This window comes from Pseudomonas sp. BLCC-B112 (genome assembly GCF_028550695.1).
GTDB lineage: Bacteria > Pseudomonadota > Gammaproteobacteria > Pseudomonadales > Pseudomonadaceae > Aquipseudomonas > Aquipseudomonas danubii.
On the sequence record NZ_JAQQGK010000001.1, the window covers coordinates 55,629 to 79,311 of the forward strand.

The window sequence follows — 23,683 nt, forward strand, 5'->3', positions numbered from 1 at the left end:
TGACCGGACCCAGGCTATCGGCAAGCAGGCGGTTTGATTGTGGAGTTTGCGTGGTTTTTTCGCGGTCAATGTTCTCTGGTGGATGACGTCGGGGCAGAAAATCCCTTATACAGGCAGCGGCCCGTCGACTGTTCACGGGCCCGGCTTGCGTCACCCACCCAGAAGGAGATGGACATGTTCAAGTTCCTGACGATTACCGAGTTGCCCCGTACCCCTGCGCATCGAGATACAGGCTCCGTTAGCGGAGCGATCAATGCCTGGGAGCTGAAAAATCGGGCTCTCAATACCAAGGGGTTTGTTACATGTCCAAAGAATTACTCGGAGTTTCTGCTGTAGGGCTGATGGTGCTGGGCGAGTTTTGCGCCATCTACAGTGAAGTGGTGGTGGCGCGGCTGGCCCATTCCGGCAACACCTCCGGTGCCGAACTGGCGTTGCCGGTGCTGATCATGTGCCTGGGCGGTATCTGCCTGCTGGCGGCCTACTGGCTGGGTTACGTGGCGGTTGGCGACATCTGGATCATCACCGTGGTCTCGGTGACGTCGCTGCTGCTTCTGGAGCCGCTGGTGATCTGGGCGCTGTTCCAGCAGGCGCCCGGGCGCGGCGCCTTGATCGGCTTCTGCCTCGGTGCGCTGGGGATGTTGTCCGCCGTGTTCCTGTAGCACGGCCTCGCTCAGGCTCGGGTCCTTCAGGCCCGGGCCCGGGCAAAGTAACGACTGGGCGCCTCGCCCAGGACCTTGCGAAACACACTGCTGAAGGCACTCGGGCTGCTGTAGCCCAGGTCGCTGGCGACCCGGGTCACGGCCTCGCCCTGGCCCAGGCGCACCACGGCCGCCAACAGGCAGGCCTGCTGGCGCCATTCGACGAAACTGATGCCGGTGTGCTGGCGAAACAGTCGGGTGAAGGTACGACGGCTCATGCCGGCGCGCTCGGCTATGGCATCGATCCCCAACTCCAGCGATGGCTGTTCCAGCAGCTCGCGACAGACCCTGGCCAGCCGCGGTTCGTCCGGCAGCGGGGCGTTGAGGGTCAAGGCCGGCATGCTGGCGACTTCATGCAGCAGCAGGTTCATCAACTGCCCCGGCACACCGTCCCTGGCGTAGAGCGTGGGGAGGTGCATGGCCCGCAGCAGTAGCTGGCGCAGCAACTCGGACACTTCCCGCACCTCGCATTGCTCCGGTAAGCCCAGGCGCTTTGCTGCCCGGGGGCGCACATAGGTGTTGAGCATGGTCACCGGCCCGCTCATGTGCATGGCATGGGTCACCCCGGCCGGCACCCAAATGGCCCGCTGTGGCGGCACCACCCAGTTGCCCTGTTCGGTGTAGACGCTGATGACCCCGGTGGCGGCGTAGGCGAATTGCCCGCGTCGATGCTGGTGTTCGGCGAAGTACTGGCCGTCCGCATAGTCGATGGCCGTGACCAGCGCGTCTCGGGGGATGTTTTCGTAGGGATCGATATCGATAGGGTGCATGGCCCGAATCTACTGATAGTTGACCTGATACTGCAAGCGGGCCATGGCGTGCTCCGGCGATAGTTCGGCCCCGGCCGGGGATTTGCTCGCGGCCGCCTTTCCTGGACCGCGCGACATGCAGAAAAAACACCTGTTCCTGGCTTTGCTGGTGACGGCCTTGTGGGGCCTGAACTTCCCCATCACCAAGCTTGGGCTGGCGAGTATCGATCCATTGCTGCTCACCGCCCTGCGCTTCACCCTGGCGGCGTTGCCCTGGGTATGGCTGATACCTCGCCCGCCGGTGGCATTCGCCTGGTTGGCGGCCTACGGGCTGATTTTCGGCGTGGCCATGTGGGCGCTGATCAACCTGGGAATTGAGCAGGGCGTGGCTCCGGGCACGGCTTCGCTGTTGATCCAGTTCAGCGCCTTTTTTTCCCTGGGCTGGGGCGTGTTGCTGTTCGGCGAGCGCCTGCGCTGGCAGCAGGTTCTGGCCACGGCCATTGCTTTGTGGGGGCTGCTGCGGATCATCGGCGACAGCCCCGGGCACGCCACCAGCCTGGGTTACGCCTTGCTGCTGGTGAGCGCCTTCAGCTGGAGTGTGGGCAACGTCATCATCAAGCGTTGTGGGGTTCGCGAGGTGTTCGCCTTCGTGGTCTGGGCCAGCCTGTTTGCGCCGTTGCCGCTGCTGGCGTTGACCTGGATAAGCCATGGGAGTGCGCCGTTTCTGCAACTGGCCGGGCAGGTGTCTGTCAGTGCGGCCTTGTCCCTGATGTTCCAGGTCTATGCGGCAACGCACTTCTGTTACTGGGGCTGGAACCTGTTGCTGCGGGAGTATCCGGTCTCTCGGGTGGCGCCCTTGTCGTTGCTGATCCCGGTGTTCGGCATGGCCGGGTCGGTGTTGATCCTGGGGCAGCGGGTCGGGGTCGATGAGGCTGTATCCATGGGCCTGATCCTGCTGGCGCTGGCAGTGGGGCAGTTCGACTGGCGCCGGTTTTCGGCCCTGGGGCGCCGTTCCCTGTAGCCGCTGCCGCAGGCTGCGAACGCTCTGGGCGGCACTCCGTCGCAGGAGGCGCGCCATCACAGGTTTATGTGGAAAACGTCAGGCAAGGCCCTGTGGGCCTTTTCGCAGCCTCGCGGGCTCGGCAGCGGCTACAGTCGGTGGCGCAGGCGGGTTTCTTATCCTCGTTCAGTCACCGTTCAGGGGTATCGCGCGCACCATGTCCAGCCTTACGCCGAGCTTATGGCACGGCACTTTCTGGTGGGGCGAAGATGGTTCGAGAAACGCGTTTCGGGATTGAGTCCTGGGGTATCTACCTGGTGGCCCTGCTGCTGTTCACCTTTGGCATCTGGGACGAGCAGCCCCAGGGTTTCGACGGCCGTTGGGCGCTGTTTCTGCAGGAGATGTTCCGTCACGGGCCGAGCCTGTTCCCCACCACTTACGGCCAGCCCTATCCGGACTATCCGGCTACCGCGACCTTCTTCAGCTACCTGTTTGCCCAGGCCTTCGGCGCCCCCAATCACTTGGCCAATATCCTGCCCACTGCGCTGGCTTCGGCCGGGGTGCTGGCGTTGCTGTATCGCCTGCTGGCGCCTTCGGGGCGCACCTGGGCGCTGCTCGCGGTACTGCTGACGGCGCTGACCAGTCAGCTGTTGGACAAGTCCCGCTCGGTGTGCCTGGACCAGATGGTTTCACTGCTGTGCCTGGGGGCTTTCTACCTGCTGCACAGCGGCGAACAGCGCGGCTCGCGGCTGCGGCCACTGATGGTGCTGCCGCTGTTCGTGCTGGCCTTCGCCATTCGCGGGCCCTTGGGGCTGGTGGAAGTCTGCGGCGTGGTCTGCACCTATTGGCTGTTGGGCGAGAGCCGTACCCAGGAGGCGCGCCGTATCTTGTTCAAGCGCGTGCTCGGCTACGGCTTCAGCGGTCTGCTGTTGCTGGCAGCCTGTTGGTGGCTGCTGCTGAAGCTGGCTTATCTCAGCGGTGGCGAGGCCTTTGTGCAGCAGGTCTACCACATGCAGGTGGGCGGGCGTCTGGATGAGAGTGGCGAGCCGTTCTACTTCTACTTTCAGTTGGCGTTGTACCGCTACTTCCCTGTGGTGCCCCTGGCCCTGGCGACGCTGTGGATGCTGCGTCGCCAAGTGTTCCGGCGCCATGCCGACCCGCAGCTGCGCCTGGTACTGCGTCTTGGCGCCTGCGGCCTGATGATCCTGCTGGGCTTGTCGGTGCCGCATTTCAAACGCGCCTATTACATCTTGCCCATGGTGCCGATGTTCGCTGCGGTGGCCGCCTACGGCCTGCTCATGGTCCGGGGCAGAATGGGCAAGATGCGCAGCGCCTACCTTTGGTTGGTGGGTGCGCTGCCGGGGTTGTGCATCCTGGTGCTGCTCGTTCTTAAACACAGCTGGCACAAACACGGTTACTGGCCGCCGGTGTCCATGCCGTTGCTGATCGCGATCTTTGTCCTGTTGCAACTGCTGGCTCTGTACTGCTGGCGCAAGACCCTGGGCAGTTTCGGCCGGCGCCTGGTACTGCTCAGTGCCCTGGCCCTGGCGGCGCAATGGACGCTGCTGGTGGCAGTGCTGGACCCGGCCAAGGACCTGCAATTCGACACCCAGGTTTTTGTTTCCCAGGTGGAGCAACGGCGCGCAGCCGAACACGGCCCCCTGGTGTTCTTCAATCTGGGCCAGGACACCTGGGCCGTGCGCTACATGATGAACCTGGACCACGACGAACAGCCGCTGTTTGTCAGCGGCGATGCCCCCGGACAACTGGACACATTGCCCCACGGCTCCTGGGTGATCGTGGCGCGCAAGGATCGAGAGAAGCTCCAGGGCACCTCGCTGGAAAACCAGCAGCCGGTGTACGAGGGGCGCTTGAATGACAATCCCTGTTTGGTGTTTCAGTTGCAGTAAGTCCTTGGCAGCGAGTGGTGCGGGTCGTATTTTTGGCCACTGCGATCCGCGTTGAAACCAGGGAGTGGTCATGGAATGCCAGGTTCGTCCGGCCCTAGAGGCCGATGCCGCGAGAGTCAGCCAAGTGATCCTGGCGGCCCTGCTCACCAGCAATGCCCAGGACTATCCCGCCAGTGTGATCGAGCGGGTCAAGGCCAGCTTCACCACCGATTCCGTGCGCCAACTGATGCAGCGCCGGCAGATGTTCGTCGCCCTGGTGGACGGGGAATTGCTGGGCACCGCCAGCCTCGACGGGCGCGCGGTGCGTTCGGTGTTTGTCGATCCGGCGTACCACGGCCATGGCCTGGGCCGGCAACTGATGGCCGCGGTCGAGCAGGCGGCACTGGACTCGGGTTTGACCTCGCTGGTGGTGCCCTCGTCGGTCACCGCCGAAGGCTTTTATGCCCGCCTGGGTTTTGTCCGGGTACGCGAGCATTACGAGGGCGAGGAGCTGACGTTGATCATGGAGCGGGCCCTGAGCCCTTGAGGAAGAACACGCGGGGCGGGCTTCTTCGGTGCTGATGCCGCTGCGAATTGAGCCCGCAGACTGGCGACCGCCGAGTGCGCTGGCGCCAGGTGATGAGCGCCACTGAGGTCTTGCAAATAGACATAACTTGCAACTCTTGCATTGTTGCGAAACCCCATGCGGCTATTTAGTTTTTTCCTCACAACGCCGGGCCCCTCTGACAGCTAATCGCTGCCATGTCGGAGTTGCAGTTTGTACAACTTCGACACTGGGAGGCGCACTCATGACAGCCCTTGAATCCTTCTTTTTTGCTGAGTTTCTCGGCACCGCTACGTGGCTTTGGTTCGCGTTTATCAGCATCGTTGTCGGCCTGCTGGTCTTCGACCTTGGGGTGTTACACCGTGAGCATCGAGAAATCGGCGTTCGTGAAAGTCTGCTGCTGTCTGCGGGCTACATCGCGGCGGGCTTGCTGTTCGGCCTTTGGGTCTGGCAGGTCAAGGGCGGTGACGCGGGGATGGATTTCTACACCGGCTTTTTGATCGAGAAATCGTTGTCGATGGACAACGTGTTCCTGATGGCGATGATCTTCAGCTTTCTGTCCATTCCGCGGCAGTATCAGCATGAGGTGCTGTTCTGGGGAATTCTCGGCGTGATAGTGCTACGCGCCATCATGATTGGCCTCGGTGCGGCGCTGATCGCCGAGTTCAGTTGGATTCTCTATGGGTTCGGCGTCTTCCTGCTGCTGACTGGGGTAAAGATGCTGTTCAGCAAGCTCGATGATCACCCCGACCTCAGCGAAAACCTGCTGGTGAAGTTCCTGCGCAAGCACATGCGGGTGACCGATCGCCTGCATGAAGGGCGCTTCTTCGTCCGCCAGGCCGATGCCAGTGGTACGTCCGTGGTCTGGGCCACGCCGTTGTTCCTGGCCCTGGTGCTGATCGAGTGCGCCGACCTGGTGTTCGCGGTGGACAGCGTCCCGGCGATCTTTGCCATCACCCAGGACCCGTTCATCGTCTACACCTCGAACATCTTCGCCATCCTCGGTCTGCGGGCGTTGTATTTCGCCCTGGCAGCGATGATTCACCGCTTCGCCTATCTCAAGTACGCCCTGGCGCTGGTGCTGGTGTTTATCGGCGGCAAGATCTTCATGGTCGGCATCATCGGCAAGATTCCAGCGGTCATTTCCTTGAGTGTGACCCTGGCTTTGCTGCTGGGCGGCGTGCTGGTATCGCTGTGGAAAACCCGCGGGCAGGTGTCTGCTGGTCCGCAGGTTTAGATCCCGATGGACAGCAGCCTTGTTGGGGCATCAGACACCTGGACCGGGCGCGCATTCCCGACTGAGTGCGTGTCCGGCTTCATTCGAGCGCTACAAAACAGCGCGGTAGGTCGTGCTGCCGCGCTGTGCTTTTGCGAGGCCTGCTACCTCTAGGGCCTGTGGCGACTGCCATCGAGCAAGGCATCTACCACCGCTCGCGCCATCTCCACCGAGTGCACCAGGGACCAGATCAGACCGCGCTCGATGCCACTGCCGCGCTCGGTGATTTCATCGGAGACTTCTTCGGCGCTTTTGAGCAGCAGGGAGACGTGGAGCAGGGCTTCTTCGGCGTTGATGCCGCCGCGTACTGAGAACAGAGAGTCGCGACTTACTGGGGTGCTGATGGTTTTTTTCAGTGACTGGATCAGAGGTACATCGGCAGGCTGAAGTGACAGTTTCTGCCGGATCTGCTGATTGGCCAGATCGTGCTCGGGGTTTCTGCCGCGATGGGCTGCAGTGTGGGGAGGATCGGGGACGAGCTTTTTCATGGCGTAACTCCTAGTACAGAGATAGGAGCCTTCACCGTCGCTGCTAAACGATAGGGTGGCGGCCGTTCGCAGGTTAGCAGACCGGTGTACTAGGAACCCGGCGCACCCGAAGGTGCCCTGCGCACGGCCGCCATAAAGCGGAGCCAAAAAAAGCGCCACGTAATGGGGGCGCCATGCGCCTAGTTACACGTCGAGCTGCTAAACCCGGTCACTGAATGTGCAGTGACGGATCGAGGCTAGCCAGGGTGAGGGGGTAGGCGCAAGCGGCTAGGAGTTTCTAGGAAAGTTCTCACAATAGAAAGAGACTTAACGCTGCTTTGGGGCAACCAATGCTCGGTCCGTGAGAGTGGGGAGGGGCGGTTGGCGATGGTGGCTGAACGTTAAGGCCAGCATCAACAAAACCCGCGCAAGGCGCGCTTTGTTGGTGCTTCGTTTGGTTGGCTACCAGGAACCCCGATATCGTCTAGCGCTTGCGCCACGGCGAGAAGTGCGTCCCCGGCGGTGTAGAGGATGGTCACATGCTCATCGTCGAAGTACAGCGTCGGGAAAAGCTTGCATGGCGTAGGGCTTTCGGAATGAAAAGCGATTGGAGTTGAAGGTAATTAGAACGTTTGTGCAAAGCTCGGATTGTATTTGGCGAAGTTCAAATCCTGATCCTCGCCAGCATATCTTCGCCGTCTGCATCCATACCAACCTCGACAAACCCGAAGCTGGAGTAAAACCCTTTAGCTACGATGTTCTTGGGGTTGTAGCAAATTTCAATTTCTTTCAAATCTGCGATCTGTTTTATTTCATGGAGGGCGAGACCCAGCGCTACTCTGCCGATGGATTTCTGCTGATGTTCTTTGTCCACCATAAAGCGCCAGATAGAGACTTTGCCTTTTGATTCCTGCACCCACATAAAAAAGCCTACAGGCTCTCCATCCGCGATTATGGCGCGTGTGAAGTAGCCTGGGTTGTACGCAGCCTCAACGAGCGACCAGGTATTACTTGCCACGTAGTCTTCCTGTTCTTCAGTGACCTCCAGTTCACAAATCGCCTCATAGTTTTGTTGCGTTATTTGGGTAAGTGAGATTTTCATAGAGTCTCCTGAGTTGGGGTGTTGATGAGGCTCAATTAACTTTCATGGGTATTTAGTTCATCCTGCGCCTTCACCAGCAGCGCGGCGAACAGGTCGGCGCTGTCCTGCGGCAAGGCTTCGCATTCTTGCTGTTGCTGTTCGCAGCAGTGCTGCGGCGGCGGGGGGGATTCCGGTTAGCTCTCCGTGCAGTTCCAAGTAAGGTTTGAATTCCTCTCCGGCGTTCGTGCGGTTTACGTCGTCACCAGGCTGCGTTCGTCGGTTGTGGCCGCCGTACATCGGTGCCTTTGGTTTGTGTCCTTACTCTTTCGTATGGTCCAGCCATTCTTGGTAGGTGATACGGCTAATGTGTTCTGTCCGATAGTCTTGGAGGAACTGGTTGTATTTGTTTTCTTCCGTGTGATGAAAGCGAAAGCCACACTTCGATTGAGCAGCATAGGACTGGATGTTGTTGGCGAAGTAACCACACCAAAGTGCTTTGAGGTTCAGGTTTTCAAAGGCGTGTCGCATCACTTCACGTACTGCTTCCGGAATCAGGCCTTTACCCCAGTACGGCACGCCGATCCAGTAGGCGATTTCCCCTTCCTGCTCACTGATTTCAAAATTGCTGTTGCTGCCTATGAGAATGCCCACACAACCAACAGCACGGCGATTTTCCTTCAATTCGACCGCGTACACCTCGGGGTGATTGAAGACCGTACGGATGATGTCGGCACTGTTCTCCACACTGGTGTGGGGGGGCCAGCCAGCGATAGGGCCGACTCGGGCGTCTTTGGCATATTCGTATAGATCATCGGCGTCTGTGTCCTGCCAGGGGCGCAGCAAGAGTCGTTCTGTTTTAAGTGTCATGTCCTGTACTCGTAATGGATTGATTCGTTCAGGACAGAGTATTGGGAGGCATATCATCGGTACACGTCAGTACCTCGGCTTTTTCGGTACTTTTAGAAACAGCTGTGCCAAGCGGTGATAGGATTTTGGCTCTTGTTTGTTGTAGCGCTGGGTCACTATGCATCACATTCCGAAACTTTCCGTTCCTGGCGACTTGATGCGGATGGGAGAAACCACGCTAGCGGAAGGGCTAGGTTTACCGCTTTCCTTCGGTCACGCATATTTGACGCTGCTGGTGTGCCTCTCCGGTAGTGCCCACTTCACACTTAACTTCAAAGAGCATGCGGTTAGGCGCGGTGCTGTGATGCTGCTGGCTGAGGACACTATTGCCTTGCTCAAACGTCGCTCGCGCGGCTTCAAGGTGTTTTTCTGCCTTATGCCGAAAAGTTTTGCCGCGGAGGTTGCCTACCCACTGCCAAATACGTTGTTCGTATTTCTGCATGACCATCCTCATTGCGTTCCATCCAGGGACGACATGCCGTTGATAGAGGGCTGGGTGACGCAGATGCGGAACATTGCGCAGACCTGCCCCACCTACCAACGCATCATGTTGCGCAATCAGTTGCAGAACCTCTTTTTGAAAATAGCCGAGCAACTTCCAGCCAGCCAAATAGAAAACAGGGGATTCAGCCGGAGGGAAATGCTCAGTTGGCGCTTCTGGGAATTGATAGGAAAACATTGTGTGCGCCACAGAGATGTGAAGTTCTACGCCGACGCACTGAATATCACGCCGTTCTACCTGTCGCAGTTGACCAAAGCGTTTTTCAATGACACACCCAAGGGCCTGATTGATCGGCAGGTAACCTTGGAAATCAAGGCGCTTCTTTCATACAGTGACTTGGCTATTGGCCGTGTGGCCGACGAACTGAACTTCGCCGACGCATCTTACTTGTGTCGCTACTTCAAGCGCCAAACGGGGATTTCGCTGTCCCGTTATCGTAAGCACAAGAGGGAGGATGGGGGATAGGACTGACCTGCGGTCGAAATAGAGGAGCGAAGGTGCACTACATTTTGATTACATATAGAGCGTTCGCTTTAGGTCGGCTACCGCATTTCACAGCAAGCAGCATTCTGCAGATTCTGTTGAGAATCGGACTGCCTAAACGGATTGAATCGTGACTGGTTAAAACGCCTTTTTTGCAAACGACTAACTGAAATCTGAGTTCGGAAGCCTTTGCCGAAGTAAAGAACTCAACTTCGGACGCATTATTTTCTTCTGCAGAAACCATGGCCGACTTTTTCAACGGAGTCAGCCAAATGCAATCACTCGAATACGTCTACTAAATCAAGGCGGTTCAGCACTCTATGACATCATTCGGTATTCCAAAAACTACCCCTGAAGGGCTTGGAATACCTTGTGGAATACAAGAAGGTGGGGATTTTGTCGGACGTCTGTGGACGCTATTAGGCGCCCAGGCCCTGTATTTTCTGGATCTCAGGCACAAAAAAAGACGTCCAAGGACGTCTTTTCTTGTTGAGTTGGTGGAGCCGGGGGGATTTGAACCCCCGTCCGCCAGTACTCCGCTGTCGGTACTACATGCTTAGCCGTGTCTATTGAGTTAACCCTCAGCGACCCGACGGGCAGGGTGCTTTGGGCGAGTTGTGTAAGTTTTAGCCGCTTCGTCCACAACGTACTGCACGGCGATTCTGTTCTATATGACAATCATTTTGGGTTTACAGACATCCCCTGATGATTGCTGGACCCGAAGGTACCAGGGGGGAAGGGCTAAGGCTGCTTACGCAGCGAGAGCGTAATCCCCGTAGGTTTCGTCATTGGCAACTATAGGAAGTTGCAACAGTGGATTTACGAGTTCTGTTACCAACTCGGCATGCACCTAAAGTTTCGCAACCGGCGTCGAATCCTAAACGGCCCCGAACCTGTTGTGCATTACCAACAGGTGGGCGGATTCTACGCTAAGCGAGCGCAGAAGGCCAACCCGAAGGTTGGCCTATGTATCGGCCTATTGACCGCCCTTGGTGTTGTTCTGCAATTGCTGGATCGCCTGGGTGGTCAGGGAGATGCAGTTCTTGGTGCCTTCCTCGGTGCCTTTGGCCTGTTCGGCGGTGGCTTGCTGGACCTTGGCGTCGATGTTGCTGCTCAAGTCCGAGCTCATGGCCTCGGTGCTGACCTTGGCATCCTTGATCTTTTGCAGGTTGATCTGGCACAGGTCCTCTTGCCCGGCGGCAAACACCGGGGAGGCCAGCATCGCGGCGGTGATGAACAGTCCAGCCAGTGCGGAACGCTTCATGGTTATCTCCTTGATCGCAGGGGCTCGGCGTTGCCGGTCAACAGGACGGGCGGCCGAGTGGGGCTAAGCCCTTTTTGTGCGGGCCTGGAAAATGGACTACAGCGGTGCGCCGGGGTTCTGTTTTTTTTGCGATGAACTGGAACAGCCGTTATCGCGTTTAAGCAGGCACAAAAAAGGGGCGAAGCCGCCCCTTGTTGTCCTGCCCCTGAAGTCAGACCGCTTTGGCCCGGGTGACCCGGTCCACCAGGTAGACCAGCCCGTGATAGTCGATCCCGCCGTGCTGGCTGAGGCCGATTTCACAGGTGCGGCTGGTGGAGATGCCTTCGCTGCAATACTGCACCGCGTCCTTGAGGCTGCGCAGGGAGTGGGCATTGAGCTCGGGGGTGGTGAAGCCCTTGTCGCCGGCGAAACCACAGCAGTGGATGCCTTCGGGGATCACCACGTTGTTGCTGCAACGCCGGGCCAGTTCGATCAGCGCCTGGCTCTCGCCCAGGTGCTGGGTGCTGCAGGTGACGTGCACCGCGATTGGCGCTTCCTGGGGGGTGAACTCCAGGCGCTCCAGCAGGTGGGTGCGGATGAAGCGCACCGGGTCGTAGAGGTCCAGGCGCACATCCCCCAGGTCCTGCACCAGACGCAGGGTGCAGGGACTGGTGTCGCAGTAGATCGGGTCAAGGCCGCCACGGCTGGCGTGGAGCAGGGCGCCGATCAGTTCCTGGCGTTTGTCTTCGGCCTGGGTGGCGTAGCCCTTGGAGGCGAAGGGCTGGCCGCAGCAGAGGTTGTCCAGGTTGTCCGGCAGCACCACTTGATAGCCGGCCTTTTCCAGCAGACCGCGGGTTTTTTCGTAGAGCGACGATTGTTCCTTGTCGCCTGCTGCTGGCCCCATCACTCGGGACACGCAGGCCGCCAGGTACACCACCCGCGGGCGCGCGTCGCTGACGCTCGGGCTGAAGCGAATGGCCTTTTCCGGCTGGGGCATGGCGTTGTTCCACTGCGGCACCCGGCCTTTGGACAGGCGCGTCAGGCTCGCCGACAGCTTGCTCAGGCGCGGCGCTCCCAGGAGCATGCGCGCACCGTTGGCCACGTGCAGGGTGAAGCGCGCGCCCTGCAAGGTGCTGGCGAAATGCGAGCCGAGCCAGTCGGCGGTGCCGGTGTGAGTGGCGTGCTCGCTGCGCAGTTTCTTCACCAGCTCGCCGGTGTTGATGCCCACCGGGCAGCGCTGGGCGCACAGGCCGGTGGCGGCGCAGGAGTCGATGCCCTGGTACTGATAGGCCGCTTCCAGCTCGGAGGTGTCGATGCCGGCGCGTTTACGTGCCTGGATATCACGCCAGATGACGATGCGCTGGCGCGGGCTCAGGGTCAGGCCCTTGGATGGGCACACCGGCTCGCAGAAACCGCACTCGATGCACTTATCCACAATTTCGTCGGCCGCCGGCAGCGGCTTGAGATGCTTCAGGTGGATCTGCGGATCTTCGCTGAGCACCACGTCCGGGTTGAGGATGCCGTTGGGGTCCAGCAGGCGCTTGAGTTGCCACATCAGCTGGTAGGCATCGCTGCCCCATTCCAGCTCGACGAAGGGCGCCATGTTGCGTCCGGTGCCGTGCTCGGCCTTCAGCGAACCGCCGAATTCCACCGCCACCAGTTGCGCCACGTCGTCCATGAACGCCTGGTAGCGGTTCACTTCCTCGCTGCTGTTGAAGCCCTGGGTGAAGACGAAGTGCAGGTTGCCCTCCAGGGCATGGCCGAACAGGATCGCTTCGTCGTAGTGGTGCTTGTCGAACAGCTCGATCAGGCGGTTGACGCCGATGGCCAGCTGTTCCACCGGGAAGGTTACGTCTTCGATGATCACCGTGGTGCCGGTCTTGCGCACCGCGCCCACCGCCGGGAAGGTGTCCTTGCGGATCGCCCAGAGCTTGGCGTTTTCCTGTGGGTCTTCGGTGAAGTCCACCTGTTTTTCCACCGGGAAGGCGGCCAGGGAATTCATGATCTGCGCCAGTTGCTCGTGCAGTAGCGATGAGGACGCGGCGCGGGACTCGATCAGCAGCGCGCAGGCGTTGGCCGAGAGTTGCTGGACGAAAGCCGGCATGCCGGGCTTGTCCTGCACCGAGCGCAGGCTGCGGCGGTCCAGCAGTTCCACCGCCGACACCGGCTGGCTCTTGAGCACGGTCACCGCGTTGCAGCAGGTTTCCACGTCGGGAAAGACGATCAGCGCCGACGCCTTGTTCGGGTGGTCGATCACCGTGTCGTAGGTCACCGCGCTGATAAAGCCCAGTGTGCCCTCGGAGCCCACCAGCAGGTGGCTGAGGATGTCCAGCGGTTCGTCGAAATCCACCAGGGCATTGAGGGACAGGCCAGTGGTGTTTTTCAGCCGGTATTTGTGGCGGATCTTCGCTGCCAGCTCGCTGTTGGCGCGGGTGCTGCGGCCTAGTTCGGCTAGGCGCTCCAGCAACGGACCATGGCTGGCGCGGAAGGCGCTAACGCTGGCCTCATCCTCGGTGTCCAGGCGCGTGCCATCGGCCAGTACCAGGCGAATGCCGGCCAGGGTGTGATAGGTGTTCTGCGCGGTGCCGCAGCACATGCCGCTGGCGTTGTTGGCGACGATGCCGCCGATCTTGCAGGCGTTGATCGAGGCGGGGTCGGGGCCGATCTTGCGCCCGAACGGCGCCAGCCAGGCATTGGCCTGGGCGCCGATCACACCAGGCTGCAGACGAATCTGCGTACCCTGATGGCGAATCTCCTTGCCGTTCCAGTTATCCCCCAGAACGATCAGCACCGAGTCGCTGATGGCCTGCCCGGAAAGGCTGGTGCCGGCGGCGCGGAAGGTCACCGGCACGCGGTCGCGCTGGGCCAGCTGGAGCAGGGCGACCACTTCATCTTCGGATTCGACGCGGATCACCAGCTTGGGGATCAGCCGGTAGAAGCTGGCATCGGTGCCGAAGGCCAGGGTCGAGAGCGGGTCGTCGAAACGCCGCTCCTGGGGAATCAGTTGCTGGGCATCACGTAGAAAAGCGGCCGGTAGGCTCATTGGTCCTCCAGGATCAGCACCACCAGGTCTTTCGGGCCGTGGGCGCCGTAAGCCAGGACTTGTTCGATATCAGCGGTCTTCGACGGGCCGGACACAAGAAGCGCGTTGGTCGGCATGCCGGCGGCCCAGTTCATCTGTTGCTGCACCTGATAGAAGTTGTCGCGGATTTCGCTGGCCTTGAGCAGGGCGAAATGCACCGGCGGCACCAGGCTCATCAGCCGCGGTTCTTCCCGGGTTGGCCAGAGGATCAGGCTGCCGGTGGCAGCGATCGCGCCCAGGGTGCCGGTGAGGCTGGCCGGGGTGTCGTTGAACAGCTCGGCTTTCCACTCTTCCACCGGGCGGTCGTAGGCCTTGAGCGCCGGCAGTTGCGGGTGCTCGGCCCAGTGCTGGGTGACCCGCTGGCCGTGGGGCGTGCTCGGGGCGATCAGCAGGCTGGGCAGTTGGCGCTCCTGCAACAGCCGGCCCAGCAGTTCAGGCCAGTCGGCGCCGGTGCTCAGGTGGATCTCGGTGTGCACCGCTTCCATCTGTTTGCGCAGTTGCGGAATGCGTTGTTCCGCCGTGTAGCTGTAAGGCTCGGTGACCAGCGCCTCGTCGAAGTTATCCACAATCGGCGTGGTGCCGGCGAGGCTGTTGCGCAGCTTGGCGAGGATATTGTGTTTCGCGCTCATCAGCGGTCTCCCTGCTTGTCCAGGTGCTCACGGGCCAGGTCATGCAGCGACCGGGCGGCGGGTTTTGGCGCGCTGTGGTTCTGCGTCCAGGGGCCGACCTTGCTCGGGGTGAGGGCGCGCAGGCGGGTGGCGGCCAGGGTGAACAGGCGATACAGGGGCGGCGAGCTGTTGAGGCGGGCCCAGGCGTTCCAGATGAAACGCTCCTTGCGCGAGTACTTGCTGCCCTGACCGCGCATCACTTGATGGGGGCTGTCCGGGGCCTTGACGTTCTCTTCCCGCAGGCGTCGCAGCAGCGCCGGGATCGGGATCTTTACCGGGCAGACTTCGCCACAGGCGCCGCACAGCGACGAGGCGCTGGGGTGATCGGGAACCTTGGCCAGGCCGACCATGTGCGGGGTGATGATCTTGCCGATCGGCCCCGGGTAGACCTCGCCGTAGGTGTGGCCGCCGACCCGGGTGTAGACCGGGCAGTGGTTCATGCAGGCGCCGCAGCGGATGCAGTTCAGGGTCTGGCGCAGTTCGCTGTCGGCAAAGGCCTGGCTGCGGCCGTTGTCCAGCAGCACCAGGTGCACCTCCTGGGGGCCGTCCAGCTCATGCTCTTTGCGCGGGCCGGAGATCATGTTGACGTATGTGGTGATGGGCTGGCCGAGGGCCGAGCGGGTCAGCAGTGAAAGAAGGGGAACCACATCGCGCAGGTTCTCGACGACTTTCTCGATCCCGGTGACGGCGATGTGCACCGGCGGCACGGTGGTGGACATGCGCCCGTTGCCTTCGTTTTCCACCAGCAGCAGGGTGCCGGTCTCGGCCACGGCGAAGTTGACGCCGGAGACGCCGATATCGGCTTCGAAGAATTTCTGTCGCAAGACCTTGCGACCGATCTGAATGAGTTGGTCAACGTCCTTGGTGTACTCCACGCCGAGTTTGTCGTGGAACAAGGACGCGACCTGACCGGCATTCTTGTGGATCGCCGGCATAATGATGTGTGAAGGCTTCTCGTGGTCGAGCTGGACGATGAACTCGCCCATGTCCGACTCAAGGCATTCAATGCCTTGTTCAGCGAGGACATGGTTCATTTCCATCTCTTCGCTGACCATCGATTTGCCCTTGATCACTTGCCGCGCCTCGTGAGCGCGGATGATCGAGAGGACGATGCCATTGGCTTCGTCCACCGTTTCCGCCCAGTGCACTGTCACACCGTTGCGGGTCAGGTTCTGTTCCAGGCGCTCGAGCAGGTCGGGCAGCTTGGATAACGCCCGGGCGCGAATAGCGTTGCCCAGGGCGCGTAGGTGTTCTCTTTCGTGGGCATCGCTGAACGAGGCCGCACGCTTGGCCATGAGTGAGTCCATGGCGCTGCGAAAGTTGTTTCGCAGTTGTTTGTCCCCCAGGGCTTCGTGGGCCCGGGTTCGGAAATCGTCCGCCACGTTGGTGGTCGGAATCAGCTCGGGGGTGCTCATTGTGCACCTCCGGTACGTTGCCAGAGGAAGCTCGCCAGGTGCTGGCCGCGCAATGCCTCTTGCTGTTTCTCCAGCGCGCCGTTGATGTTCATCAAGCAGCCGCAATCGGCACTCAGTACCTGATGCGCGCCGGATTCCTTCAGCGCCCGGGTCTTGTCCGCCACCATGGCGCCGGAGATGTCCGGCATTCGGACGCTGAAAGTCCCGCCAAAGCCACAGCATTCGCTTTCGTGGCTGTGTTCTACCCGTTCCACGTTGCTCAGCTGTGACAGCAACTCACGGCCGTGCAGGTGGGTGTTCATTTCCCGTCGAGCCGAGCAGGAGGTGTGCAGCGCCACCTTGACCGGGGCGCCGCTGTCCTTGAACTGCACCTTGCACACGTGCAGGAGAAACTCGGCCAGCTCGTAGGTGCGGGCGGCCAGGGCCTGCACCTGTTTCAGGGTTTCGGGCTCGTCCTGGAACAAGTCCGCGTAATGCTCGCGCAGCATGCCCGCGCAGGAACCCGACGGCACCACCACCGGATAGTCGCCGGCAAACAGCGCCAGTTGCGAGCGAGCCACGGTGCGCGCCTGCTCGGTGTAACCCGAGGTGTAGGCGGGTTGGCCGCAGCAGCTTTGCCCTTGCGGGTACTCCACGCGAATCCCTTCGCGCTCCAGCAGGTGAATCGCGTCCATCCCGGCTTCGGGATAGAACAGATCGACCACGCAGGTGCCGAACAGGTAAACCCGCGACGGCTTCGCGCTGGGGTACTGCCGGGGGGCGGCCAGCGGTGGCGCGACACGAGTCGCATTGGGCACGGCGTTGTAGAAAAGCTCGCTCATCAGGCGTGTCTCCGGGTGGTCCCGGTTATTCGTCCGTCGCGGCGGCTGAAAGATAAACCAGCAAGCTTTCAGCAGCCTTGCAGACCGGGTGGTGAATGCGGACGCCGCGGGTAAGGGCGGCGTCGGTTCTTTCGGTGTTGCTTAGTGCACTAGCATGCCGGTGAACCAGTAGGCCTGGGCCAGGGTGATCAGGCCGACAATAGTGGCAAAGAACAGGCTGTGCTTGAGGGTGAAGCGGAATAGATCCGACTCCTTGCCCACCAGGCCGGTGGCGGCGCAGGCCACGGCGATCGATTGCGGCGAGATCATCTTGCCGGTCACGCCGCCGCTGGTGTTGGCCGCGACCATGAGGGTGTCGTTGACCCCGATCTGGTGCGCGGTGGTGGCCTGCAGCGAGCTGAACAGGGCGTTGGACGAGGTATCGGAACCGGTGAGGAACACCCCGAGCCAGCCCAGGAACGGCGAGAAGAACGGGAACGCCGCGCCGGTGCCCGCCAGGACCAGGGCCATGGTCGAAGACATGCCCGAGTAGTTGGTGACGAAGGCGAACGCCAGCACCATGCCGATGGACAGGATCGGCCAGCGCAGCTCGTAGAAGGTCTCTTTTAAAGTGGTCAGACCAGTTTTAACGTTGATCTTCAGCACCAGCATGGAGATCAGCGCGGAAAAGAAAATCGCCGTGCCGGTGGCGGAGATCGGGTCGAGCTTGAACACCGCCGGGATGGCGGTGGGTGTGGTCACAATCGGCGCCATCTTGATCACCAACTGATCCAGATGCGGGATGGCGAAGTTGAACACCCAGCTGTACATCGAGCCGCCGGCGGCGAACATCGCCTTGAAGGGCTTGAGGGTCCAGATGGTCACCAGCACGGTGAGGATCAGGAACGGCGACCAGGCCTTGAAGATCTGCCCCAGGCTGTAGGGCGAAGCGACGGTGTTGCGTGGCTGACCGAAGCCGCCGACGCAGGCGATGACGGCCGCGCTGGAGGTGGCACCGGCGATCTGCGCACCGGCGGTGCGCTTGGGCTGCCAGATTTTCAGGAACAGGGTCAGGGAGATCAGGCTGGCCAGGGCCGAAGTGATGTCCGGCAGTTCCGGGCCGATGAAGTTCGAGGTGAAGTACTGAGTGATGGCAAAGCTCAGACCGGCCACCAGCGCGGCGGGCCAGGTCTCTTTGACGCCACGCATGCCGTCCATCATGAACACCAGCCAGAACGGCACGAACAGCGACAGCAGCGGCAGTTGGCGGCCGGTCATGGCGCCGATCTTGAAGGCGTCGATGCCCGTCACCTGGCCGGCAACGATGATCGGAATCCCCAGGGCGCCGAAGGCCACGGGCGCGGTGTTGGCGATCAGGCACAGGCCGGCGGCGTACAGCGGGTTGAAGCCCAGGCCCACCAGCAGGGCGGCGGTGATCGCCACTGGTGCGCCGAAGCCGGCCGCACCTTCGAGGAAGGCGCCGAAGCAGAAGCCGATCAGTAGCACCTGCAGGCGCTGGTCATCGGTGATCGACAGTACCGAACTGCGGATGATTTCAAACTGGCCGCTTTTCACCGTCAGTTTGTAGAGGAACACGGCGGCGACAATGATCCAGGCGATGGGCCACAGACCGTAGGCAAATCCATAGCCAGCGGCAGCGAAGGCCATGTCGGCGGGCATCTTGAAGGCGAAGATCGCCACCAGGATCGACAAGGCCAGGGTGATACTCCCGGCGACGTGTCCTTTGAGACGGAACACGGCCAGAGCCAGGAAGAAGAACACGATCGGGATAACGGCGGCGAGGGCGGACAGGCCGAGGCTGCCAAGCGGGCTATAGAGCTGTTGCCAGGTTTGCATAATGGGGTGGCCCCTAATTGTTGTTGGTCAGGCACTGCTAGCGTCTTGGTTAATTGGTAAGACCAATTTACAATCGCTGTTGGCTAGGGTAAAAGCCTTGTGCGCGGTGTGTCAATTTGCCGCCCTAAAACTTTTGTCGAATGCGCTACGGCGCGGGCATCTGATCGGTGCAAAAGGCTTCCTTCTGCTAGGTGTTGGCGCGCCGTGAATAGGCCAGAATAGAGCCCCCCGGCGAAGGGTCGGGAGGGTGGAGAGTGAGTTATGGGGTTTGATCAGATACGCCAGCGCCGTTTGTCCGACGATATTGTCGAGCGTCTGGAAGGGATGATTCTTGAAGGCACCTTGAAGGCTGGCGAGCGGCTGCCGGCCGAGCGCGCCCTGGCCGAGCAGTTCGGTGTCTCCCGGCCCTCACTGCGCGAGGCGATCCAGAAACTGACGGCCAAGGGCTTGCTGATCAGCCGTCAGGGCGGCGGCAACTACGTGGTGGAATCCCTGGGCTCGACCTTCAGCGATCCTTTGCTGCACCTGTTGGAAAACAACACGGATGCCCAGCGCGATCTGTTGGAGTTCCGCCATACCCTGGAGGCGTCTTGCGCTTATTACGCGGCGTTGCGCGCGACGGCGGTGGATCGTGAGCGGCTGACTCAAGCTTTCGAGGAGCTGCAGGATTGTTATTCTCGCTCCGACGATGTCAGTCGTATCGAGGAGGGGGCGGCGGATGCCAAGTTCCACCTGGCGATTGCCGAGGCCAGCCATAACGCGGTGTTGCTGCACACCATTCGCGGCCTGTTCGACCTGCTCAAGCGCAACGTGGTGACCAACATCGGCGGCATGTACAAGCAGCGCACGGAAACTCGCGACATGCTGATCAGTCAGCACCGCGATCTGTACTTGGCGATTATTGAAGGGCGTGCGGAGGAGGCTCGGGAAGTTTCCAGTCGGCACATTCTTTATGTGCAAGAGGTGCTTGAGGAAGTGCGTCAGGAAGTGCAGCGAGTAGCCCGGGCCGAACGGCGCAAGGGCATGTAATGCAAATCGCCGGCAAGCTGGCTCCTACCTGGGTGTTGTAGGAGCCGGCTTGCCGGCGAAAGCGACCTCAAGGCAGGAAGGTCAGTCTTCCTTGCCCTTGGTCCGCACCGCACGTTGCAGCTCGCGATCGGAATCGCGCTCGCGTTCGGTATGACGCTTGTCGTATTCCTTCTTGCCCTTGCCCAGTGCAATTTCACACTTGACCAGGTGCTTGCTCCAGTAGAGCGAAAGGCACACACAGGCGTAACCCTTTTGCTGCACGGCGGCGAACAGCTTTTCCAGCTCGCGCTGGTTGAGCAGCAGCTTGCGCGAGCGCGTCGGGTCGGCAATGACGTGGGTACTTGCAGTGGTCAGCGGGGTGAAATGGCTGCCGAACAGCCAGGCCTCGCCATCCTTGAGCAGCACGTAACTGTCCACCAGTTGCGCCTTGCCCGCCCGCAGACTCTTTACTTCCCAGCCGGCCAGGACCAGTCCAGCCTCGAACCGATGTTCGATGAAGTAATCGTGACGCGCCTTTTTATTTTGCGCGATGGTCCCTGTTGGGTGTTTCTTCTGTTTAGCCATAGGGGCGGCATTATAGGGAGTTGCGCGCGCGTCGGCTACGGTGACGCAGCGTGCTTGAGCAGGTTGATTGAATCCCGGACAATGCGGCCTCTTTTTTTCGGTTGGGCGCGTTAACGATGTCGACAGACAGGGTCTCTGTCCACGGCGGCTGGGCAAGCCGCTGGGTCTTTATACTCGCTGCAACTGGTTCGGCCGTGGGCCTGGGGAGCATCTGGAAATTCCCCTACATGGTCGGCGTCTATGGTGGTGGTGCTTTTGTCCTGGTGTTTCTGGCGTGTATTGCGCTGATCGGCTTGCCGGTGATGCTGGCGGAAACCTTGATTGGCCGTCGGGCACGGCAGAGTCCGGCCAATGCCCTGAAGGTGCTGGCTCTGGAGGCGGGGCATTCGGCCAGGTGGTCCTGGGGCGCCTTCGCCGGAATGATCACGGCACTGCTGATTCTCTCCTTCTATAGCGTGGTGGGTGGTTGGTCCCTGGACTACATCATCGATATGGGGCGCGGCGACTTTCAGGGTGTCACGGCGGATCAGGTCAGTGTGTACTTCTCCGCAGTGACGGCCGACCCGTGGCGACTGACGCTTTGGCACACGCTGTTCATGCTGCTGTCGGCATTGGTGATTGCCAAGGGAGTGGTCGCTGGGCTTGAACGCAGTTTGCGGATCATGATGCCGCTGCTGTTCGTGATGCTGTTGGTACTGCTGGGCTACAGCATGACCACTGGGCATTTCATGCAGGGCCTGCATTTCATGTTCGACTTCAGCCTGGACCGCTTGTTGGACGGGCTGCTGCCGGCCATGGGGCATGCGTTCTTTTCCCTCAGCGTGGGGGTTGGTTCGATCATGATCTACGGTGCCTACATGCCCAAGCATTCGTCCCTGGCTGGCACCGTGGTCGGTGTGGCGCTGCTGGATACCTTCGTTTCGCTGGTGGCGGGGATGGCTCTGTTCCCCATCGTATTCGCTGCCGGGCTGAATCCCAGCGAGGGGCCGGGCCTGATGTTCATCAGCCTGCCGTTTGCCTTCGGCAATGTGGCGTTCGGCCAGCTTATGGGCGTAGTGTTCTTTATCCTGGTGGCGATTGCTGCCTGGAGTTCGGCGATTTCCTTGTTGGAACCGATGGTGGCTTATCTCGTCGAGAGGACTAAAATCCGCCGCGGCTGGGTGACATTCTGGCTGGCGTTCAGTTGCTGGTTCGTGGGATTGGGAACGGTGTTCTCTTTCAACATCTGGCAGCAGGCCAAATTCTTCGTGAACGAAGGCGGTGTTTTTCATCTCTATCGATGGGGCGCGGCCGGCGGTCTGGATTTCTTTGGCGTAATCGACTTTTTCACCTCGCGGATCATGTTGCCTCTTGGCGGTTTGTGCTTCGTGGTGTTTGCAGGTTGGGTGATGGGCCGTGAGGCTGTTCGTGATGAGTTGTCGTTGCGTAGTCCGTTGTTGTTCACCCTGGCCTTGTTTTTGATGCGCTATGTGGCGCCCGTCGGCATTCTTGTGGTGTTTGCCGCCCAGTTGTGGAAATGAAGCTCACATGACGACCCATATTCAACGTTCGGCCCTTTTGCCCTATCCGGCGCAGTTTCTGTATGACCTGGTCAATGATGTGGCCCGTTACCCGGAGTTTCTGCCCTGGTGCTCTTCGGCCGAGGTGCTGGAAAACAGCGAGGAACGGATGCGTGCCAGCCTGGCGGTGGCCAAGGGCGGCATGAGCCAGCGTTTCGTGACCTGCAATACCCTGGTGCCGGGACAGTCGATCGAGATGAACCTGGAAGAGGGGCCGTTCAACCAACTGCATGGGTTATGGGTGTTCAAACCGTTGGGGGAGAAGGCCTGCAAGATCAGCCTCGATCTGTCGTTCGACTACGCCGGGCCGTTGGTGCGTGCCACTCTGGGGCCTCTGTTCAATCAGGCGGCCAATACTCTGGTGGACGCATTCTGTCAGCGGGCCAAGCAACTGCATGGTTGAGCCTCTGATTGTCATAGAGGTGGTTCACGCTGCCGTCGACCGCCAGGTGTTGCTGAGTGTGCAAGTGCCCCAGGGTTCGACTCTGCTTGCAGCGTTGGAGGCTTCTTCTATAAAGGAGCATTTTGCGGGGCTGGATCTGGCGGCGTGTCCGCTGGGAATCTTCGGAAAGCAGGTATCCGATCCTGGGCAATATGTAGTTCAGGCCGGAGATCGAATTGAAATCTATCGTCCGCTGTTGGCCGATCCGAAAGAGGTGCGGCGTCTGCGTGCCGCTAAGGCGGCCGAGTCTCGTAAGCGTGAACAGTGATCGTTAGTGACAGCCAATAAAAAGCCCGGGCATGCCCGGGCTTTTTTATTCGCCACAAATTATTGCGGAGAAGTGTCCAGTGGTTCAGGAGTAGGCACTGGTACGGTTTCGACGCCATCCACATCCTTCTGGATCTGGTCCAGCAGCGAACCCGGTTTGACCGGTTTCTCGGCTTTTGGCTTCTCGGCGTTCTCGGCAGGGGCGGTAACGGTGTTGCCGCTCTCCTTGCCCAACAGGGCTTCGTCGCGGCTTACGCCTGGCATGAAGTCGCCGGCCAAGCTGACCAGTTGGTCGTTGCCGTTGAAGATCAGGCTGACGCGTTCCTGTTGGCGTTCACCGCCACCAGGTTGCAGGCTGTAGAGATAATCCCAGCGATCGGCATGGAACGTGTCGGTCAACAGAGGGTTGCCCATGATAAACCTTACTTGCCGTCGGGTCATTCCCGGGCGCAACTGGTCTATCATGTCCTGCGTCACGACATTGCCCTGCTGGATGTCGATTTTGTAAACCCCGGGGAATGAACAACCGGCGAGTGCGAGCAGTCCCACGAAGGTGAAACTGGTTAGCAAGAGCTTGGTGTTTTGCATCGGTGGGCGACTTCCACTATCTTGGCTGGGACAACGTAAACCCCGATCATACCCGCATTAAGAGAAGCTGCGAAGCAGCATCGGCGAGAAAGCTGACCATGGTTGAAAATAGCGAACTACGTAAAGCCGGCCTTAAAGTGACTCTGCCACGGGTCAAAATTCTACAAATGCTCGACTCCACCGAGCAGCGGCACATGAGCGCTGAAGATGTCTACAAGGCGCTGATGGAAGCTGGTGAGGATGTGGGTCTGGCCACGGTTTACCGTGTACTGACTCAATTCGAAGCAGCCGGACTGGTGGTGCGCCATAATTTTGATGGCGGTCACGCTGTATTCGAGCTGGCGGATGGCGGTCACCACGACCATATGGTCAACGTGGAGTCTGGCGAAGTGATCGAGTTCTTCGACGAAGAAATCGAAAAGCTTCAGAAGGCGATTGTCGAAAAGCACGGTTTCGAGTTGGTGGATCACAATCTTGTGCTGTATGTGCGCAAGAAGAAGTAAGCCCCTCACGCGACTTTTAAAGTCGTGAAACGATCGAAGGCGACCTAAGG

23 protein-coding genes and 1 other RNA gene are annotated in these 23,683 nt (G+C 60.3%); 11 read left to right on the top strand and 13 right to left on the bottom strand.

The window, feature by feature from the left end; all coding sequences use genetic code 11:
• The first annotated feature begins 341 nt into the window (after positions 1-341).
• The gene (locus PQT43_RS00260; protein WP_011059155.1) at positions 342-659 is read left to right on the top strand and encodes a hypothetical protein; all 318 of its coding nucleotides are present in this window, start codon (positions 342-344) and stop codon (positions 657-659) included.
• Between the two features lie 26 nt (positions 660-685).
• Here the strand turns inward: PQT43_RS00260 and PQT43_RS00265 are convergent, their stop codons facing one another.
• Entirely contained in the window at positions 686-1,468 is a 783-nt protein-coding gene (locus tag PQT43_RS00265) for an AraC family transcriptional regulator (RefSeq protein ID WP_110595969.1), read from the bottom strand.
• 115 nt (positions 1,469-1,583) lie between these two features.
• Between PQT43_RS00265 and PQT43_RS00270 the strand changes: the two genes are divergently transcribed.
• From PQT43_RS00270 to PQT43_RS00285, 4 genes are all read left to right on the top strand, one after another.
• Positions 1,584-2,468, top strand: a complete 885-nt coding sequence (locus PQT43_RS00270; protein WP_253165145.1) for an EamA family transporter — start codon at positions 1,584-1,586, stop codon at positions 2,466-2,468.
• A gap of 248 nt (positions 2,469-2,716) precedes the next feature.
• Positions 2,717-4,357 (top strand): ArnT family glycosyltransferase, encoded by a 1,641-nt coding sequence (locus PQT43_RS00275; RefSeq protein WP_272753379.1) that lies wholly within the window; start codon positions 2,717-2,719, stop codon positions 4,355-4,357.
• Between the two features lie 70 nt (positions 4,358-4,427).
• On the top strand, positions 4,428-4,883 hold the full coding sequence (locus tag PQT43_RS00280; protein ID WP_102878310.1) for a GNAT family N-acetyltransferase: 456 nt from the start codon (positions 4,428-4,430) through the stop codon (positions 4,881-4,883).
• 262 nt (positions 4,884-5,145) lie between these two features.
• On the top strand, positions 5,146-6,138 hold the full coding sequence (locus tag PQT43_RS00285; protein WP_102878311.1) for a TerC family protein: 993 nt from the start codon (positions 5,146-5,148) through the stop codon (positions 6,136-6,138).
• Positions 6,139-6,287: 149 nt separating this feature from the next.
• Here PQT43_RS00285 and PQT43_RS00290 read toward each other — a convergent pair whose 3' ends face one another.
• From PQT43_RS00290 to PQT43_RS00300, 3 genes are all read right to left on the bottom strand, one after another.
• Positions 6,288-6,665 (bottom strand): DUF3077 domain-containing protein, encoded by a 378-nt coding sequence (locus tag PQT43_RS00290; protein ID WP_213664714.1) that lies wholly within the window; start codon positions 6,663-6,665, stop codon positions 6,288-6,290.
• A 643-nt stretch (positions 6,666-7,308) separates the two neighbouring features.
• Positions 7,309-7,746 carry a GNAT family N-acetyltransferase gene (locus tag PQT43_RS00295; protein WP_102878313.1) on the bottom strand — a complete coding sequence of 146 codons (438 nt, stop codon included), beginning with the start codon at positions 7,744-7,746 and terminating at the stop codon, positions 7,309-7,311.
• Between the two features lie 297 nt (positions 7,747-8,043).
• Positions 8,044-8,592, bottom strand: a complete 549-nt coding sequence (locus PQT43_RS00300; protein ID WP_102878314.1) for a GNAT family N-acetyltransferase — start codon at positions 8,590-8,592, stop codon at positions 8,044-8,046.
• Positions 8,593-8,749: 157 nt separating this feature from the next.
• On the opposite strand from PQT43_RS00300, the gene PQT43_RS00305 reads away from it, so the two are divergent.
• Positions 8,750-9,598: a helix-turn-helix domain-containing protein gene (locus tag PQT43_RS00305; protein ID WP_253085852.1), complete on the top strand. Its 849-nt coding sequence runs from the start codon at positions 8,750-8,752 to the stop codon at positions 9,596-9,598.
• Positions 9,599-10,111: 513 nt separating this feature from the next.
• On the opposite strand, the gene ssrA is transcribed toward PQT43_RS00305, so the two are convergent.
• The 7 genes from ssrA to PQT43_RS00340 all read right to left on the bottom strand — a co-directional run bounded on the left by ssrA (position 10,112) and on the right by PQT43_RS00340 (position 18,681).
• Positions 10,112-10,505: a transfer-messenger RNA gene (ssrA, locus tag PQT43_RS00310) on the bottom strand.
• Positions 10,506-10,592: 87 nt separating this feature from the next.
• Entirely contained in the window at positions 10,593-10,880 is a 288-nt protein-coding gene (locus PQT43_RS00315; protein WP_102878316.1) for a hypothetical protein, read from the bottom strand.
• A gap of 211 nt (positions 10,881-11,091) precedes the next feature.
• Positions 11,092-13,902, bottom strand: coding sequence for an FAD-binding and (Fe-S)-binding domain-containing protein (locus PQT43_RS00320; RefSeq protein ID WP_267269358.1), 2,811 nt, complete (start codon positions 13,900-13,902; stop codon positions 11,092-11,094).
• On the bottom strand, positions 13,899-14,570 hold the full coding sequence (locus tag PQT43_RS00325; RefSeq protein ID WP_267269359.1) for a LutC/YkgG family protein: 672 nt from the start codon (positions 14,568-14,570) through the stop codon (positions 13,899-13,901). Before PQT43_RS00325 ends, PQT43_RS00320 begins: the two co-directional genes overlap by 4 nt.
• Positions 14,570-16,024 carry a LutB/LldF family L-lactate oxidation iron-sulfur protein gene (locus PQT43_RS00330; protein ID WP_272753380.1) on the bottom strand — a complete coding sequence of 485 codons (1,455 nt, stop codon included), beginning with the start codon at positions 16,022-16,024 and terminating at the stop codon, positions 14,570-14,572. Before PQT43_RS00330 ends, PQT43_RS00325 begins: the two co-directional genes overlap by 1 nt.
• Positions 16,021-16,845: a (Fe-S)-binding protein gene (locus PQT43_RS00335; RefSeq protein ID WP_267269360.1), complete on the bottom strand. Its 825-nt coding sequence runs from the start codon at positions 16,843-16,845 to the stop codon at positions 16,021-16,023. Before PQT43_RS00335 ends, PQT43_RS00330 begins: the two co-directional genes overlap by 4 nt.
• 141 nt (positions 16,846-16,986) lie before the next feature.
• Positions 16,987-18,681 carry a lactate permease LctP family transporter gene (locus PQT43_RS00340; RefSeq protein ID WP_267269361.1) on the bottom strand — a complete coding sequence of 565 codons (1,695 nt, stop codon included), beginning with the start codon at positions 18,679-18,681 and terminating at the stop codon, positions 16,987-16,989.
• Between the two features lie 261 nt (positions 18,682-18,942).
• On the opposite strand from PQT43_RS00340, the gene PQT43_RS00345 reads away from it, so the two are divergent.
• Entirely contained in the window at positions 18,943-19,710 is a 768-nt protein-coding gene (locus PQT43_RS00345) for a GntR family transcriptional regulator (protein WP_102861070.1), read from the top strand.
• Between the two features lie 81 nt (positions 19,711-19,791).
• Here the strand turns inward: PQT43_RS00345 and smpB are convergent, their stop codons facing one another.
• Entirely contained in the window at positions 19,792-20,274 is a 483-nt protein-coding gene (gene smpB / locus PQT43_RS00350; protein WP_047283878.1) for an SsrA-binding protein SmpB, read from the bottom strand.
• Between the two features lie 116 nt (positions 20,275-20,390).
• On the opposite strand from smpB, the gene PQT43_RS00355 reads away from it, so the two are divergent.
• From PQT43_RS00355 to PQT43_RS00365, 3 genes are read left to right on the top strand one after another with little or no spacing between them, the layout of a single operon-like run.
• Complete coding sequence (locus PQT43_RS00355; RefSeq protein ID WP_102861071.1) at positions 20,391-21,794, top strand: sodium-dependent transporter; 1,404 nt, start codon at positions 20,391-20,393, stop codon at positions 21,792-21,794.
• Positions 21,795-21,801: 7 nt separating this feature from the next.
• Positions 21,802-22,236 carry a type II toxin-antitoxin system RatA family toxin gene (locus tag PQT43_RS00360; RefSeq protein ID WP_016967218.1) on the top strand — a complete coding sequence of 145 codons (435 nt, stop codon included), beginning with the start codon at positions 21,802-21,804 and terminating at the stop codon, positions 22,234-22,236.
• Positions 22,229-22,543 carry an RnfH family protein gene (locus PQT43_RS00365; protein ID WP_170001173.1) on the top strand — a complete coding sequence of 105 codons (315 nt, stop codon included), beginning with the start codon at positions 22,229-22,231 and terminating at the stop codon, positions 22,541-22,543. Before PQT43_RS00360 ends, PQT43_RS00365 begins: the two co-directional genes overlap by 8 nt.
• Before the next feature lie 59 nt (positions 22,544-22,602).
• Here the strand turns inward: PQT43_RS00365 and PQT43_RS00370 are convergent, their stop codons facing one another.
• Positions 22,603-23,130: an outer membrane protein assembly factor BamE gene (locus tag PQT43_RS00370; protein WP_102861073.1), complete on the bottom strand. Its 528-nt coding sequence runs from the start codon at positions 23,128-23,130 to the stop codon at positions 22,603-22,605.
• Positions 23,131-23,228: 98 nt separating this feature from the next.
• On the opposite strand from PQT43_RS00370, the gene fur reads away from it, so the two are divergent.
• A complete protein-coding gene (fur, locus tag PQT43_RS00375) occupies positions 23,229-23,633 on the top strand; it encodes a ferric iron uptake transcriptional regulator (RefSeq protein ID WP_011059185.1) in 405 nt (134 codons plus the stop codon).
• Positions 23,634-23,683 lie beyond the last annotated feature (50 nt).

Bases quoted from the DNA above. Each gene is read 5' to 3' on its own strand.
- fur (WP_011059185.1), top strand. From the start codon at position 23,229: ATGGTTGAAAATAGCGAACTACGTAAAGCCGGCCTTAAAGTGACTCTG.
- PQT43_RS00325 (WP_267269359.1), bottom strand. From the start codon at position 14,570: ATGAGCGCGAAACACAATATCCTCGCCAAGCTGCGCAACAGCCTCGCC.
- PQT43_RS00335 (WP_267269360.1), bottom strand. From the start codon at position 16,845: ATGAGCGAGCTTTTCTACAACGCCGTGCCCAATGCGACTCGTGTCGCG.
- PQT43_RS00365 (WP_170001173.1), top strand. From the start codon at position 22,229: ATGGTTGAGCCTCTGATTGTCATAGAGGTGGTTCACGCTGCCGTCGAC.
- PQT43_RS00260 (WP_011059155.1), top strand. From the start codon at position 342: ATGGTGCTGGGCGAGTTTTGCGCCATCTACAGTGAAGTGGTGGTGGCG.
- PQT43_RS00295 (WP_102878313.1), bottom strand. From the start codon at position 7,746: ATGAAAATCTCACTTACCCAAATAACGCAACAAAACTATGAGGCGATT.
- PQT43_RS00345 (WP_102861070.1), top strand. From the start codon at position 18,943: ATGGGGTTTGATCAGATACGCCAGCGCCGTTTGTCCGACGATATTGTC.
- PQT43_RS00355 (WP_102861071.1), top strand. From the start codon at position 20,391: ATGTCGACAGACAGGGTCTCTGTCCACGGCGGCTGGGCAAGCCGCTGG.
- PQT43_RS00305 (WP_253085852.1), top strand. From the start codon at position 8,750: ATGCATCACATTCCGAAACTTTCCGTTCCTGGCGACTTGATGCGGATG.
- smpB (WP_047283878.1), bottom strand. From the start codon at position 20,274: ATGGCTAAACAGAAGAAACACCCAACAGGGACCATCGCGCAAAATAAA.
- PQT43_RS00340 (WP_267269361.1), bottom strand. From the start codon at position 18,681: ATGCAAACCTGGCAACAGCTCTATAGCCCGCTTGGCAGCCTCGGCCTG.
- PQT43_RS00285 (WP_102878311.1), top strand. From the start codon at position 5,146: ATGACAGCCCTTGAATCCTTCTTTTTTGCTGAGTTTCTCGGCACCGCT.
- PQT43_RS00270 (WP_253165145.1), top strand. From the start codon at position 1,584: ATGCAGAAAAAACACCTGTTCCTGGCTTTGCTGGTGACGGCCTTGTGG.
- PQT43_RS00320 (WP_267269358.1), bottom strand. From the start codon at position 13,902: ATGAGCCTACCGGCCGCTTTTCTACGTGATGCCCAGCAACTGATTCCC.
- PQT43_RS00280 (WP_102878310.1), top strand. From the start codon at position 4,428: ATGGAATGCCAGGTTCGTCCGGCCCTAGAGGCCGATGCCGCGAGAGTC.
- PQT43_RS00360 (WP_016967218.1), top strand. From the start codon at position 21,802: ATGACGACCCATATTCAACGTTCGGCCCTTTTGCCCTATCCGGCGCAG.
- PQT43_RS00330 (WP_272753380.1), bottom strand. From the start codon at position 16,024: ATGAGCACCCCCGAGCTGATTCCGACCACCAACGTGGCGGACGATTTC.
- PQT43_RS00315 (WP_102878316.1), bottom strand. From the start codon at position 10,880: ATGAAGCGTTCCGCACTGGCTGGACTGTTCATCACCGCCGCGATGCTG.
- PQT43_RS00300 (WP_102878314.1), bottom strand. From the start codon at position 8,592: ATGACACTTAAAACAGAACGACTCTTGCTGCGCCCCTGGCAGGACACA.
- PQT43_RS00275 (WP_272753379.1), top strand. From the start codon at position 2,717: ATGGTTCGAGAAACGCGTTTCGGGATTGAGTCCTGGGGTATCTACCTG.
- PQT43_RS00290 (WP_213664714.1), bottom strand. From the start codon at position 6,665: ATGAAAAAGCTCGTCCCCGATCCTCCCCACACTGCAGCCCATCGCGGC.
- PQT43_RS00370 (WP_102861073.1), bottom strand. From the start codon at position 23,130: ATGCAAAACACCAAGCTCTTGCTAACCAGTTTCACCTTCGTGGGACTG.
- PQT43_RS00265 (WP_110595969.1), bottom strand. From the start codon at position 1,468: ATGCACCCTATCGATATCGATCCCTACGAAAACATCCCCCGAGACGCG.